Consider the following 14,519-nt stretch of genomic DNA (forward strand, 5'->3'; position numbering starts at 1 on the left):
CTCCTTCCGAATGCTTTTCCCTAAAAGGGGAAATCGTTAGAGGCAATTATACGCTTTTTGTCCCCTTTTGAAAAGCACATAATTAGCCTTAACAAAAGAGAGAAAGTGGGGAGAATTTCATGCTGGAACATCCATATATCATAGAAAAACTAAGAGGATATCAGGAGCGGAAATCCGCGGTCGGGCTCATCGGAGTGATTCAGGGGTGCATTGGGAGATTAGTGTATAGTAAAGCAGCGTTTACACAAGTGAAGCGTATGCCGGGCGGGGATTATGAAGTTCAAGATCGTTAATATGTGATTCAAAAAAAACTTCCGAGACTCAAGTGTTCTTGAGCTTCGGAAGCCAATCCGGCTGTGCCGTAATTAAGACTTGCCTTTGTTATTGTTTGCCAGCTGTATGATCATGATGACAAGAACGAGCAATGCAATGAGCTGATCGATACTCATCTGCGTCCGCCTCCATTCCTTTGCAAAGGATGGCTCCTCGGACGTGCATCTCCTCTCCCAAAGAGACGTTACTTCGTTCCCCTTTTACAGATTATGAGGCGTCAGGTCTGCTTATTACTTTAAATGATTGTGTTTCAATTGTTGGCATTGCCACTATCCATAATTGAAGATATATTTAGAAAATACGTAATAGTGGCTGGAAAGCTGGCTGGGTAACAGACTGAAAAGGAGATTGGACATTTGAACTTACTGCACAAGGAAATAGACGAAGGTTCTGGCGGTAACTACGAGATATTAGTTTACGACACAGCAGAACTCTATGGAGAAAAAGGTGCTTTTCGGGTGCTGGAATTCTCAAACGAGGCGATCCAGGGAGCGATGGATTTGAACCGTCCGGATCGGGTGCTCTTTGAATATCCCAGAGCGATCATCCACTTAACGGAGCATAACACTCCGGAGTTTGAAGCTGCATTTCTAATCGGGCATGGTATTGGGACGATAGCCAGTTATTTTGCAGACCGCAGAATGAAAGTGGCCGAATATAATAAACAGGTGCTGGAGATCAGCAGACGGTGGTTCGGGTATGACAGAGACAATGTCGTCGTGGGAGATGGACGTTCTGTGCTCGACAGTGAATCGTCGCAGGCTTATGATTACATAATCGTCGATGCCTTCACAGACAAAGGTACGCCCTTCCACCTGACCTCAGAGGAATTTTTCACACTGGCTGCTGAGAAACTGGATGAACGCGGCGCCGTCATTCTCAATCTGATGGGCAGAGGCGAACAGGACCGAATGATTAACGCTATTCATACTACACTGGGCCGTACATTTGCTTATACAAGAGCTTTTGCACTTCCTTCTGATAATGCTAGTGATGTGCTAAACATTGTGATGATCGGCAGCCATAATTCGATTGGATTTGTGTCCCGCAAAATGGCAGGATTCACAGAGATTTTTCCTGAGCCGGGGCATGTTATATGGGACAGTGTGCCTGTAACTTGAATAATTCGCTTCAGAATCCAACCATCGTCTGTTTAGAATAATCCTCATAGAAAAGGCGCCGGCTCACGATGTTATCATGAAACCGGCGTTTTTCTATTGTTCCCACATATACATTCAAATGGAGGCTCTGTTAAAACCCCCTTTGACTGATGAAATGGAGCTGCTTGCTATTCAGGAAGCGCCTACCCATTGCGACGAGCGGTTCGCTCTATACCATCAGCAGTTACTTTGTACAGTTGATGAGGCAGATCGTGTCCCATGCCGTCAATCAGCATTAGCTCGGCGTCAGAGATGGTAGCAGCCGTATCCTCGCCACACGCAGGGACAAATAGAGGATCGTCCACTCCATGAATGACAAGTGTCGGTACTTTTATAGTTGCCAGCCGCGGACGACGGTCACCGGAGACAGCAATCGCAGCAATTTGTCGTCCGACACTGCCTGGATCGTAGGCTCGCCGGACTTCCTCCAAAATAAGCGTCCGATAAGCATCCTCTTCAAAAGGATAGCCGGTACCAGCGATACGCTTGGCAAAAGAGAGACTGTGCGCCAAAAATCCTGCTTCATCCTCAAACGGATTTGGTGCCGGTTTAGTCATCAATGCCATGACTTCTTGGGAAGCTTGCGGAAGAGCGGGATTACCGGAACTAGACATAATAGAAGTGAGTGATAACACCCGTTCAGGGTAATCACTGGCTACAATCTGTGCGATCATTCCGCCCATTGATCTGCCCACAATATGTGCCCGGTCAATTAAAAGCGCGTCGAGCAGTCCGATAACGTCTTTGGACATGTCATCCAGAGTGTATGGGATGTCAGGTCGCTTTCCCGACATAAGAGAAGTCGCCAGTGCTTCAAAATCCAGCGCCTTATAATGGCTAAAATGTGTTGAGCAGCCTACGTCGCGATTGTCAAAGCGGATGACGCGAAAGCCCCGTGCTGCCAGTATCTCACAAAACGGAATTGTCCATCGGATCATCTGGGTTCCAAGCCCGGCGATCAGAATAATAGCCTCGTCATTTTCGTTACCGAAACTATCATAGGCCAACTCAACACCGTTAACTTTTATAATGTTCATGATTATGTTCTCCTTCAATTAATCTGGTATTGGAAGTACTTCCCCTTCGGGGAATGCATTAGCAGCTAATTTTTTGACATGGTTTCTGATATCAGGCGCCCAATCATCAATGAAGTGGTTAAAACGATCCAAATCACCAGCATACAATGCCCGCAGAGCCTCTTCGTATTGATGGAAGTTTCCAGCCATAGCTGTCATAAAGTTATATGTTGCTTCTTGTGACTCTCGGATATTACTTTGTTTTTCTCCAGCACGTCGAGCCTCATCAATGAGTTTTCGTAAGGTTACCGACGCCCCTCCAGGTTGACCCTTGAGCCATTCCCATTGCCGTGGCAATAACGTAACCTCTCCGGATACAACCCCCAGCTTAGGTCGACCAACCCGCCGAGTAGGCTGCTGATCCACTTCCGTACTGGGTAAGTCACCGAACTGTACTCCCAATCGTTTGAGCACTTCATCTGTTTTCCCACGAAAATCAACATCTATTGGCTTCCCCGTGGAATCGTCAAATATAAGCAACTCTGTGAGGTCTTTGTCATCCAGAGCATCCTTCACTGTAGAAACAACGTGCTGTAACGAACCACTGGCAACAACTCCGACACCCAAAAATGCCGTGCAGTAAAAGTGCGTTATGGAATTACTCATGCTGACCTCCTCTCTGATTTCCTAATTATACCCGGGTAAAAATAAAAAAACAATATTACCCGGGTAAAACATATTTCATCGCTCCTTATGAAGGTAATATATGCAAAAAAACGCGACCTAAGAGGACCGCGCTGTTGAGGGCTATGGTTTGTTTTATGTTGCAGATGCGTTATTTGTCGCAATACTGCCCGTTTGCCTAATGGGACGTTACCAGTTTTATACCTTTTTAATGCTGTTGCACTGATACATGTGAAATAGGATGCTGTAAGTGATAAAAAGCAGTAAACTTAACAGCTGAAATGGTCAACCTCCCCAACTAAGAGCAATTTTGTACCTTATATTTCTTTAATATAGGCAAATGAGGGAATTAAGGACATTATTGTATCTTATTTTTCTAAAAAGCGCGCTGGAAGGGGGATTCTGGAAGATTTAAGGTACAATTTTGCACTTAATCTCCACTAACCCTTAGCTTCAGAGAATTTAAGGTACAAAAATGCTGTTAATTACACTTCGATCTCTCCTATACAAGCTCTCTTTTTTCTTGGCTATATTTGTTTTTGATCGTTCTGTATAGTTGTTTATGGGGCAAGTATGAAAGCAGTTGAACCCCGCTAGAGCCACACAATGAGTGGCAGATGCATATGCAGTTTAATTATTTCAAACGTTGCTTCCACGCAGGGAGCGACACATAAACCGGGCCGGGGCATCGCATTGCTAGATTTAAATCCACGCTCCCGCGTAGGGAGCGACGCCGATGAGTTCCAAGGCCTTCATCTTGTCGTATTTCAATCCACGCTCCCGCGTAGGGAGCGACAGCCCTTGCCGTTTTCGGTTGGATCGATGTTGAAGATTTCAATCCACGCTCCCGCGTAGGGAGCGACGTCCTTCCTGATATACCTGTTGTCTGCTGCAGATTTCAATCCACGCTCCCGCGTAGAGAGCGACGTCCTTCCTGATATACCTGTTGTCTGCTGCAGATTTCAATCCACGCTCCCGCGTAGAGAGCGACGATAGCTGTTATTACCGTTAGCACTGCATTTAAACATTTCAATCCACGCTCCCACGTAGGGAGCGACATTTCGTTACTGCCCTTTATACCATCGGATTTTAATTTCAATCCACGCTCCCACGTAGAGAGCGACAGCGAATAAACACTTAAATAGAGCATAATCTTTTTTTAAACATCTCTAAAATTACTTTAATACGCAAAACTCAAAGCGTCAATTAGTTTAAAAACAATACTTTATACATAAAATGTAATATTTCAGGTGCGAATCCCCCAGGTATTTCATGTGAGCTTGGGGTTCTCACCAATCTTGTCTCTTTTAAATGAACTCTACTAAATTACAAAAGAGACCGGAGGCATCCCTCCGATCTCTTGTCACACCCCATGCGAGAGCGTAATCTAATACTATTGTAACCCTATTATTTTGTCCGCTTCTTCGCCGCGTCGATTTTGGAAGGGTCCAGGCCTTTCCAGATATTCGGGATATCTACCTGATCCGGATGATCAAAGACGAGAAATGCGGTCGGCAGATAACGTTCGCCATACTGCGAAGAAGGTTTGTTGATAATCTCGTTGTCCTTGACGAGAACCGTCGAAGACCCGCCGTCCAGATTCGCTGCGATTACGGCACCGTGCTTGAGCATGATTTGCTGTACATCGTAAAGGTTCGCGCCAATGCTGTAGCTTGGCTGTCTGCCGTCAATCACCACGAAGATGATAGCACCGTCCTCGCGTTGACCCATAGCTGTGCGTGGTGCAATCCCCCAGCCATCGGCTGCGTTCTTGACCAGTCCCTTGCCGTTGACGATGATACGCGGCTGAAACGATACGGCCTCCTGAACTCCCATTTTACTGAGTTCATCCAACGTGTAATTCCCCGCGATCATCTTGCCTTGCTTATCGAGGCCCACAATCTGCGTTGATTTTTTCCCGCCAAGCCCGTTGTAATAGAGCTTTCCTTGGGAGATGACGATGCCGATTGGCTTGAAGCCATTACCGCTCCAGTTAGGATCGGCGAATCCTCCGCCATTTACCCCGGCGATCGCCCCAAGTCGTTTCACCATACTGGTGACCTTTTCCCCGGAGCCGACTTTGTTCGGAATACCGAGCCGGATCTTTGTCGGATCATTGACGATCATGACATACCCGGAGTAGCCGGTACCAGAGACAGGCTCGATCTCCACCAGCTGCTTCTCTTTTACTTCCGGTGGAGGTGTATGAATGGTATGGGTATCCTTCTCATCCCCCATATTATCGAAGCGTTTGGTGTACTCGGCTACACGTGCCTTCAACTCTTCCTCACCAATAATATATTGGGCCCACTGCCGATGTTGGGTGGTGATCAGCGTATCCGCGATCGTATAGCGTAGATTTTTGGCCGACGGTGCAAAATACAGCCAGCCTCCTCCGGCAAGGAGCAGAATTAACAAGAACAGCAATACCCTGGACAGCCTACGAAAAAAGCTCTTTTTCTTGCGCTTCTTGACCGGCTTCTTCTTGCGCATAGTCGAGCGCTCTGGTAATGATGATGAATTCACTCTTTTCTTTCCTCCCTGATTCTTGCCACGAATAAAAAGAATACATAACGTATCTGTTAATCATAGACGAAAATGAGAGAGTAAAGGTTTCAATTTCTTCAATTTTTAGAGCCCGTTCGACTTCACCTAACAACCTATAAAACTTTATTTGCCGGAAAATGTTGGAGGATCGGTGTGAAGTGCCTCATCAGGCTGAGTATGCCGCCATGCTGTAAAGACGACCTGGAACCCTGCACGCGTAGGTGCACACAGGAAGGGTCCAGCCTGCTTACCTGTCAAATGAGGGAAGCGAGCGACGCGAATTGTTCGCCACGGATGGTGCTCCGTCCGAGCTCGGATGATTACCGCATCATTGAACCGGGAAGCACGGATTGTGACGGTCTCCCCTGCCCATTCTGCTACCGGCGATAGTGACCAGTCGGAGTAGTCGTCGGTAACGACGGCACCGATGTGGGGAACCCCGTCATTAAGCTCGATGCCTGCTTTGATCCACTGGGTCGTACTATGCCAGAGCATCAGGCCGGCCTGATCGTACAGCTCGGTGAAGCTGTCTAGCCGGAAGGTCACCTCGACACCCTGATCGTCCTCCCAGGGAGCCAGAAGCGCATGCCCATTATCATGCTGGAATTCATAAAGTGTTTTCTCCCAATAATCACTGCCTTCCACTGCCTCAACATTGAGAGTATCACCTTCTGTGTTTACCGATTTTGGTGGAACCGTCCAGGTTCCGCTGCTCCATGGAATATTGTGTACATTCATCATATATCCACCTCTCTAAGGATTTGCTCTAATGCCGCCCTACGCCGCCACCGCTACTTGCACCACCACCGCCGGAAGAACCTCCTCCAGAGCTGTTTTGTCTACCTGATCCGCCGCCACTGCTGGAACCTCCACCGCCGCTATTTCCCGAAGAACTACCTCCTGAGGAATGACGCCCAGCGCCACCACCACTGGATGAACCGCCACCTCCCCAATTGCTGCCCCCAGAGGAACGACGTCCGCTGGAAGAGGAGGAGCGATGATGACGATAGTCATCCCTATCCCAATGGCTATATCGACGTTTATTGCGACGGCTGTAGGGATTGTATCGCACACCATACTTCGAGAGATTCCGGTTCCGCCGCCAGGAAGAAAAGATGAAAAGCCCTATGATTCCCAAAAAAACCTTAAACACGCCAGAAGTCACTCCAGAATTTCCGGATTTCTCACTGGTACCATCAGCTTGGGTAGCAGATGCCGGAGTCGCTCCCTTATCACCGACTACCGTATTTGGCGCGGCCTCCGCTCTAGAAAGGAAGAAATTATAGAAAGCGTTCGCTGTTGCTGTGGCTCCACCCGCATAATCCTTTTTGGCAAAGGAAGGCTCCAGTGCGCTATTCAAAATGCCTTTGATGACTTCATTGGTGAGTACTTGATCCACATCTTTACCCTGCAGCACGTGATAGTTATCTCCCCCAATGTCCAGCACGAGCATCGTATCCTTCGATCCCGCGCCTACCGATGCGAACTTCATATACGTGTAATCCTGCAAGGTCTTGCCGCCTGTGTTCTTGACTGTGACGACATAAATCCCGTTCCCGGTAGTGTCCTTATACCTGTTACTGGACTGATTTAGGTAATCCTTTGTGACTTGCTTGAACACCCCGGCATTGTCCGAAACATAGGTTTTGTTGCCTACATTTTCAGTCCAAGTACCACCCAGAGCTTGAATGAAAGACCCGTATGTTTTATAGACACCGTTGCTATAATTCTTGGCTGCAAAATCAGGCTCCAGCTGCCGGGACAGGATCTCCGAAATCTTGCTATCCGGTAGCGTATTCACAATCCCCTTTCCCTGCACCGCCCAGTAATCATCATCCTTGATGGAAAGGAGCAGCAGCACCCCATTGTTCTTCTCCTTGGAGCCGATACCCCATTTGTTGAACAAGGATGTAGCATACTCCTTGATCGGCATCCCGTTGGTAGAATCAACGGTCACCACCACGACCTGCGCTTCATTTTTCCTATGTAACTTAATTCCGTAATTCACCATATAATTCTCGGTCTTGTCATTCAACACATTGGCAAAATCATTCACATAGAATGCCCCGGTATGCTCCGGCAATGTGCTCTTCGCGAAGCTTAGTACGGGAAATAGCATCGTAAGTATAATGGCAATCCAAGCGATTTTTAGTGGTTTATGCTTCATGAGTACACCTCCTGTATGTTTCTATTCTCTTTATCGGATACGGTGAGCTCCGGGAATAGTTTCGCCTGATTAGCAAAGCTTATGTTTAGAAATTCTACAAAGGTTTCCAGCTATCCTTCATTGGGGCTGCACTTCCTACTCTATAGTGGCATCACCAAAGAAACGGCAGGCACCCTGCTGGTAGGATGCCTGCCGTTTCCCAATCATTCATGAATTATGGCTGAAATAGAATTACTCTCCGTAGTTAAACAGTGGCGTAGACAGATAACGTTCCCCAGTATCCGGCAAAATCGTTACGATCGTTTTCCCCTTAAACTCCGGACGTTTGGACAACTCTGCCGCCGCGTACACCGCCGCGCCAGAAGAGATGCCAACGAGCAGTCCTTCTGTTCTGGCCAATGCTCTTGCGGTGGCAAAGGCATCATCGCTTTTCACCTGGAGAATTTCATCTACAAACTCTGGACGATAGTTATCCGGGATAAAGTTGGCACCGATCCCTTGAATGCGATGACCGCCCGGAGCGCCGCCCGAAAGAACCGGAGAATCATACGGCTCAAGAGCAACGATATGTACGTCTGGATTGCGCTCCTTCAATAACTGGCCAACACCAGAGACCGTTCCGCCGGTACCGACCCCGGCAATAAAAACATCCACCTGTCCATCGGTGTCCCGCCAGATTTCTTCAGCTGTTGTCGTCCGATGAATCTGCCGATTTGCGGGATTACTGAACTGCTGCGGAATGAACGCGCCAGGCGTACTTTCGGCTAGCTGCTCCGCTCTTCTGACAGCACCGCTCATCCCCTCCGCACCTGAAGTCAGCACGATCTCGGCGCCAAGGGCTAGCATGAGCTTACGGCGTTCAACACTGAATGTCTCGGGAAGCACAATAATTAGTCTGTACCCCAGACTGGAGGCCGCAAAGGCCAGCCCGATCCCTGTATTCCCGCTCGTAGGCTCAATGATGACAGAATCCTTATTAATATAGCCTTTTTCCTCGGCATCTTTGATCATGGCATAACCGGTTCGATCTTTCACGCTGCCCGCAGGATTAAAGTATTCAAGCTTGGCCAAGATTCTTGCCTCTAAATTCTGACTGGCACTGTATCTGGAAATCTCAAGCAGCGGGGTGTTCCCGATTAGCTCGGTTAAGCTTTGATAGATATTACCCATATTCCCACTCCTATTATCAATTTTTCCCATCTGTTTACTATGTATTAATAGTAGCAGATATTTTATTTTTTTCAACCGTGATCACACGAGTTACAATACGCTCAACCTTATTTCTTAATCTAAAACGGGGTCCCTCCTTTAGTGAAGAGAAAGGACCCTCTTTTCAATGATTCAGTTGGTAGATAAAATCAGAACAGCGCCGAAGGCAGAAGCTTCCTGCCGCCCTTAACCAGCGTCGATTCCAGCATATCCCCTTTGGTTCCACCAAAGTAGAGCTGCCAGTATACACCGAACCTAATACTAACATCATTCTTAACCAGCTCGGGCGGAGTAACAATCAGCCACTGGAACCGAAGTGCCTTGGAGATTTCAAACACCGGGTCCAGCACGTTGTTCGAGACCATCTCGCCAAATGGATTATCATATAAAAACACAGTCCAACCTTTGTTCTCACGGTTCACCCGTTTGTGGGTCATAATCATCATCGCTACCAGCAGCTGAACGGACTGCCGCTGACCACCGCTACCGACGGCTTCATCCAAGGCCCCTCTATTAATGACTTCCCAATCGGAATAATGATATTCCTCAGGAGCAGCATACAGGAAGTAGTTCTCAGTAACCGGCTTGTATACCTGAAGAACCGGGAAGCGGTTCTGGAAGGCGGCATAGACGATCCGGCCGTCGTTAATGATTTCTTTGATTGCGGGAGCAGGTACCTGCTCCATTCTCGGATATTTCTTCAACAGATCCTGAATACAGTGATTGAAATAGTCTGTGACTAGCGGCTCCACATCGTCAGTGGCACGTGGCACATTGATATTTTTATAGCTTAACTTAACCAGTGGAAAAGCATGCTGATTCTCATTATGAATGATCATCCGCCGCTCCATCCGCTTCATAATATCCACAATCTGAATAACACGTTTGGAAGCCCGTCCGACCCACAGCTTGCGGGACAGTTCCATCCCTTCCTTGTCGCTCTGGATGCTCTCGATCTGGTCACGGGAGCTACGCAGCATGGAATCCAGCACCTGGCGGGCAATGTGAAAATCGTCCCAGTGAACGGTGTTCAACCGGTCCTGAATTTTGGTCTCCAGATCTGCATTCCAGCCGCTCTTGGAAAGTCTGCTGCTCAGCGTGTTCTTCTCCTCTTTGACCTTCTTAGAGAGTTCCGCCCGTTTCTCTCTGCGCTGCTTGATCTGGAGAAGCCATTGTGACACGAACGCCTCACAGCTCTCCTGAACGCGCTGCTTCACCTCTTCCGGAATATCGCGGAGGTTCACACGCTCTTCAATATGGGCGTTCATAATTTGCCGCTGATTGGATAAGGTCTGGATCAGCCGGTCTATACGCTCCAGACCTCGTTTGCATTGACTAAGCAGGCGCTCGTTGTCCTGGAAACGCTGGTTAATCTCTTGCTCTTTGTAATTTAGCCCCTCCGTCCAGATTTCTACCGGACGCTCATGCTTCATCTTGATAGCTTTCTCGGCCTTGCTCAGCTCTTTCTGCAGATTGTCCGTTACGGTCTGGCAGCGGATGTAGTCATCATGGACCTGCTGATAGTCCTCCTCCAGCCTCGCCGTTTCATCCTTCTGACGTATTCTGGCCGCCATGATGGAATCGGCAGAGTCGGACGGCTCGGGCGCGTTACGCCACCCGGCATCGATCCCTCCGAGCGTTGCTTCCAGCTCGTTCAGATTCTCACGGGCAGCAGTAATCTGCGCCCCGCGAGTGCGGATTTCCAGCTCGCTACGAGAGAGCGATTGCTGGAGAGCTTCCACAGTGCTAAGCAGTTGCAGCAGCGTGTTCTGTTCCGCTGGGTCTACAAGTTCAGAAGCTGCGGCTACTTTCTCTTCCATTATAGGCGCTTGTTGATCAGCCGGGAACACAAGCTCCGGGAACCAGAGCTGAAGCCTCGGGAAAAGCGAATACCGCGTATCGCCCATCCATTTCTCACGCTGGCCGGCCATGTTTTCTCTTTGTCCAGCAAGCTGGAGAAGCTGCTGATCTCTGACGGCGAGCTCTCTGACCAGCAGGCCTTTCCGTTCTACCGCTCTCTGTTTCTCCTGACGCGCCTCTTCATGCACCCGGGTCCGCTCAATCCAGCTCTGCAGAGCGAGCTGTCGTTGCTGCTGTTCGAAGATAGCAGCGGCCCCTTCTGCAAGCTCTCTGCCGAGCTGGACTATAAGGTCCTCATGGTCCTTTAGCTCCGTATTCAGCTGCCCCATCTTCTGGCGCAGGTCTTGTTCCAGCAGTCTCAAAGCATCCATCTTGGCGCGCAGGACCGACGTATTGTCGAGCTGGAACAGGCGATCATACTCCTGACGAGCGGACCTCAACTTCGACAGATACGCTTCACCGTCCTGCAGCTCTTGCTCCTGCTCTTTGAGCTTGGCGGTGATGCCATTCTTCCAGTTCATAAACCGTTCCGGCTGAAGCACCATTTGCGGCCCTTCACTAGCAAGGAGCATTAAGGCTGGAGAACCCGCAGCTGCCATATCCTCACGGATAAATAGCGGTACAGGAGATTTGAGCAGCACTTCCTTCAGCATATCCGGCTGAATCTTTTCCGCTTCGCGCTTGGTGAGGATCAGAGCATAAGGCAGGAGCGGGTATCGCTCCAACTCCTCTTCCCGGGCGAGATAAGGGAGATCATTCAGGTAAGAGCTGCCCGCAACCGACTGGATTTTCAGATTATCCAGCATGTCCTTGACGGTCAGAATATCCCCATTGGGCACCCAATAGGGTTGATTCTGAAGCTCCACATCCAGTAGCTGATGATAATAATCCCGGCGCAGCCGCTTGTTCTGCTGCCCGGTCTCCTCGATTCGATGCAGGAACCTTGCGGTTATGTCTTCCTTCACCTCATATAGCGCTGTAGTTCCAAGCCGGCTATGCTCGTCATACAACTCCAGCAGCACAACAAGCTGTGACCACAGCTGTGATTCCCGCTGATTCTGCGTATCCAGCAGGGCACTCAACTCACCAGTGTCTCGTTCATTGGCAGCGAGTTGCTCGGCTAGCCTTGTATGTGCCTTGTGCAGCGTCAAACGTTGTTCTTCCGCTGTTCTGACTCGCTCCTTCAACAATGCGGACGTCTCTTCCAGTTCCTGTACGGTGGCAAGTGATCGCTGAAGCGCAGGGGCAGGCGCATGAGCGGCTTCCGATCCGTGCTTGGCAGCAAAGCTACCCATGTCCTCGCTATACTTTCGGATGTTCGACGTAAGATCATTGATCATCACATCAAGGGTGGCCAATTCCCGCAGGGATTCATCCCGCTGCTTCCGCAGCGTTTCTTCTTCCCAAGTGAGTGTATGTAGAGAAGCTGCAAAGCCACTTAGAGTCTGCTGCCACAAAGTGGCAACGACATCCCACTGCTTCCGCAGATTCTCCTTCGTCTCCTGAATCACCTCTTGGCGCTCTTTCATTTCCATAGAGCCTTCAATGGCTTGAATTTCCTTCTGCCACTGCTCTACTTGCGATATCTGAAGCTTGCGTTTCGCAAGGGAGTGAGCGATCTCCAGCTTCTTCTCCGATTCCTTGGAGTCAGCAAGCCGGCTTTTTGCACGACTCTGATGATCGCTCAACCTATTAAATTCTGTCTGCTTGGTATCCAGCTCCTCCTTGCTGCGCAGATACTTGAGGTTATCTCCTTCGAAGCGAAGCTGATCTGCTTCCTGATGATGACCTGCGAGTTCGTCTGCGATTCGGCGGCGCTCGGCTTCGGTGCTGTTCAGTTCTTCGTGGATCACTGTGAACATCTGCCTGCCTAGCAGCTCCGTCTCCTGCACGGCTTCCTCTGCTGCAGATCCTTCACCAACCAATTCATATAGCGGACCTGCCATGCCTAGAAACTCAGTATACGCCTGTTCCCGCTGCTCCAGCATAGGCAGACGCTGAGCTATCGTTGCCGCATCAATGAACATCCGCTGCAGAGAGTTATCGTCCTCCTTCGATCCTTCGTTCAGGCTGGCACCGATCTCAGGAATAATCAGCTTCTCGAACACGTTGTGGTTCGTGAAGGCATCATGCTTTTTAAAATAACCCTTGATTCCGCCTTCTTCCCCGTTGATTCTGCGCATATTGCGCCATTCTCCGATATGTATATCCCTGACTGCCAGGAAATCATAATATCTCTTCATGTCCGAGCTGTGGCTGCCAAACGGCATGATCTCATTCCGACGTTCACGAACGTATTGCTGAATAGTGTCAAAGTCTGCCGGTTCGCGGGTGGTCTGATCATAAAGAGGCAGGGTGGAGAGATTCAGCTCTGCGCCCTCGCCGTATTCCAGCAGCGCATATAGCAAATAATCCACCTTGATATCCTGCTGATCCAGCGAGTTATGTGCCGTCATGGCGATACCAGTTGTGATATATTCGTTACGCTCGCTGTTATCCAGCCGCCATTCTATCGCCACGTGGAAGGTGTAGGGCTTGAGCTGTTTTTTATGATTATGGAAAAAAGCCTCGACCTGGTTCTCGCTATCTTTTCCCCATGGCGTCTTCGGAATCAGGAGTTGGAAAATGGATTGCAGCAATACCCCTTTCCCGCCCCCGTTCATCAGCGTGATCAGCGTATTGGCGGGTCCTTCCTCATTGCACAGGTCCAACACCATATCGTCATATTTCTTGAGCATTTTCTCGTATTTGAGTCCAGTTATCCGAATTCGTTCAATCCGCGGCATAGACTTCACCTTCCTTTTCCGCCAAAGTCCGGCCAATCAAGCCTCTTAATTCCTGATAGCGGTCGACATCATGATACAGGTAGCGCATTCTCTCATAGAGTTCTTCACGCGGGAAAATCCGTTTCTCCTGCTCGGAGATGAAAACCAGCTTCTCCTCTTCCAGCAGCTTCATCCCTTCATGAATCAGGCCGATCCGCGAATTGGCGCCTCTCGACAAAAGATCGCTCTCCTCCTGGCTCTTGGTCTGCATGTACAGACTGGACCAGACCTTGTGCATAGCCTGAATATCGAGCTGCCACTGGCGGCTGAACCGGCCGTCCTCATCCATCTGAATCCAGGCTGAAAAAAGCGAAGACACCTGATCGGCAATCTGAATATAAGACATACTGTCCTGTCCCGGCTTGAAATTTGTCTCGTCCTGATCCATTTCTGCCAGGTAGACGAGGATGATGACATTAATCGTATGTAAATGAGTTTTGCGCTCGATGCGCGAGTATTTATTCTTCAGCTGCGTAAAATTCGTAGCGAATACCGAGCCTAGCGGATTCACCAGCAGGTGGAGCCGATGCCCGGAATTCATCACCCGACAGCCCGCTTCTCTCGCCACATATTGAAGTGCGTCATATGAAGCGGTATCTTGCAGGCATTCAGCGGCAGCGGGATCATCGAGGGGCAGCACCTTTTTGCGGAGCAGTTCAAAAAACAGCCGAGATGCCTGCTGCACTTGTTCCAGTGAATAACTCATGATGTGCTTCTC

The 14,519-nt window shown here is 49.2% G+C and carries 11 protein-coding genes; 2 read left to right on the forward strand and 9 right to left on the reverse strand.

Annotation, left to right across the window (positions count from 1 at the left end):
- Nucleotides 1-119 precede the first annotated feature (119 nt).
- Both ACFVU8_RS05675 and ACFVU8_RS05680 read left to right on the forward strand, forming a co-directional pair.
- A complete protein-coding gene (locus ACFVU8_RS05675) occupies nucleotides 120-293 on the forward strand; it encodes a hypothetical protein (RefSeq protein ID WP_387426188.1) in 174 nt (57 codons plus the stop codon).
- A 396-nt stretch (nucleotides 294-689) separates the two neighbouring features.
- The gene (locus ACFVU8_RS05680; protein ID WP_387426189.1) at nucleotides 690-1,454 is read left to right on the forward strand and encodes a spermidine synthase; all 765 of its coding nucleotides are present in this window, start codon (nucleotides 690-692) and stop codon (nucleotides 1,452-1,454) included.
- A 182-nt stretch (nucleotides 1,455-1,636) separates the two neighbouring features.
- On the opposite strand, the gene ACFVU8_RS05685 is transcribed toward ACFVU8_RS05680, so the two are convergent.
- The 9 genes from ACFVU8_RS05685 to ACFVU8_RS05720 all read right to left on the reverse strand — a co-directional run bounded on the left by ACFVU8_RS05685 (nucleotide 1,637) and on the right by ACFVU8_RS05720 (nucleotide 14,507).
- Nucleotides 1,637-2,530, reverse strand: a complete 894-nt coding sequence (locus ACFVU8_RS05685) for an alpha/beta fold hydrolase (RefSeq protein WP_387426190.1) — start codon at nucleotides 2,528-2,530, stop codon at nucleotides 1,637-1,639.
- A gap of 18 nt (nucleotides 2,531-2,548) precedes the next feature.
- The gene (locus ACFVU8_RS05690; RefSeq protein WP_379466856.1) at nucleotides 2,549-3,175 is read right to left on the reverse strand and encodes a DUF2239 family protein; all 627 of its coding nucleotides are present in this window, start codon (nucleotides 3,173-3,175) and stop codon (nucleotides 2,549-2,551) included.
- A 916-nt stretch (nucleotides 3,176-4,091) separates the two neighbouring features.
- Nucleotides 4,092-4,292 carry a hypothetical protein gene (locus ACFVU8_RS29975; RefSeq protein WP_483875050.1) on the reverse strand — a complete coding sequence of 67 codons (201 nt, stop codon included), beginning with the start codon at nucleotides 4,290-4,292 and terminating at the stop codon, nucleotides 4,092-4,094.
- A 308-nt stretch (nucleotides 4,293-4,600) separates the two neighbouring features.
- Entirely contained in the window at nucleotides 4,601-5,719 is a 1,119-nt protein-coding gene (locus ACFVU8_RS05695; RefSeq protein ID WP_376767008.1) for a phosphodiester glycosidase family protein, read from the reverse strand.
- A 144-nt stretch (nucleotides 5,720-5,863) separates the two neighbouring features.
- Complete coding sequence (locus ACFVU8_RS05700) at nucleotides 5,864-6,478, reverse strand: DUF1349 domain-containing protein (protein ID WP_387427209.1); 615 nt, start codon at nucleotides 6,476-6,478, stop codon at nucleotides 5,864-5,866.
- A 28-nt stretch (nucleotides 6,479-6,506) separates the two neighbouring features.
- Complete coding sequence (locus ACFVU8_RS05705; RefSeq protein WP_387426191.1) at nucleotides 6,507-7,907, reverse strand: TPM domain-containing protein; 1,401 nt, start codon at nucleotides 7,905-7,907, stop codon at nucleotides 6,507-6,509.
- A 231-nt stretch (nucleotides 7,908-8,138) separates the two neighbouring features.
- Nucleotides 8,139-9,077, reverse strand: a complete 939-nt coding sequence (cysK, locus tag ACFVU8_RS05710; protein ID WP_387426192.1) for a cysteine synthase A — start codon at nucleotides 9,075-9,077, stop codon at nucleotides 8,139-8,141.
- A gap of 188 nt (nucleotides 9,078-9,265) precedes the next feature.
- Nucleotides 9,266-13,762, reverse strand: coding sequence for a hypothetical protein (locus ACFVU8_RS05715; protein WP_387426193.1), 4,497 nt, complete (start codon nucleotides 13,760-13,762; stop codon nucleotides 9,266-9,268).
- Nucleotides 13,749-14,507 (reverse strand): DUF6063 family protein, encoded by a 759-nt coding sequence (locus ACFVU8_RS05720; protein ID WP_387426194.1) that lies wholly within the window; start codon nucleotides 14,505-14,507, stop codon nucleotides 13,749-13,751. The genes ACFVU8_RS05715 and ACFVU8_RS05720 overlap by 14 nt, the downstream gene beginning before the upstream one ends.
- Nucleotides 14,508-14,519 lie beyond the last annotated feature (12 nt).

The organism is Paenibacillus sp. NPDC058177 (genome assembly GCF_042883835.1).
GTDB lineage: Bacteria > Bacillota > Bacilli > Paenibacillales > Paenibacillaceae > Paenibacillus_AQ > Paenibacillus_AQ agri.

What these genes read in the sequence shown, in the direction of transcription:
- ACFVU8_RS05675 (WP_387426188.1), top strand. Translation starts at nt 120, where the DNA reads ATGCTGGAACATCCATATATCATAGAAAAACTAAGAGGATATCAGGAG.
- ACFVU8_RS05685 (WP_387426190.1), bottom strand. Translation starts at nt 2,530, where the DNA reads ATGAACATTATAAAAGTTAACGGTGTTGAGTTGGCCTATGATAGTTTC.
- ACFVU8_RS05690 (WP_379466856.1), bottom strand. Translation starts at nt 3,175, where the DNA reads ATGAGTAATTCCATAACGCACTTTTACTGCACGGCATTTTTGGGTGTC.
- ACFVU8_RS05700 (WP_387427209.1), bottom strand. Translation starts at nt 6,478, where the DNA reads ATGAATGTACACAATATTCCATGGAGCAGCGGAACCTGGACGGTTCCA.
- ACFVU8_RS05705 (WP_387426191.1), bottom strand. Translation starts at nt 7,907, where the DNA reads ATGAAGCATAAACCACTAAAAATCGCTTGGATTGCCATTATACTTACG.
- cysK (WP_387426192.1), bottom strand. Translation starts at nt 9,077, where the DNA reads ATGGGTAATATCTATCAAAGCTTAACCGAGCTAATCGGGAACACCCCG.
- ACFVU8_RS05715 (WP_387426193.1), bottom strand. Translation starts at nt 13,762, where the DNA reads ATGCCGCGGATTGAACGAATTCGGATAACTGGACTCAAATACGAGAAA.
- ACFVU8_RS05720 (WP_387426194.1), bottom strand. Translation starts at nt 14,507, where the DNA reads ATGAGTTATTCACTGGAACAAGTGCAGCAGGCATCTCGGCTGTTTTTT.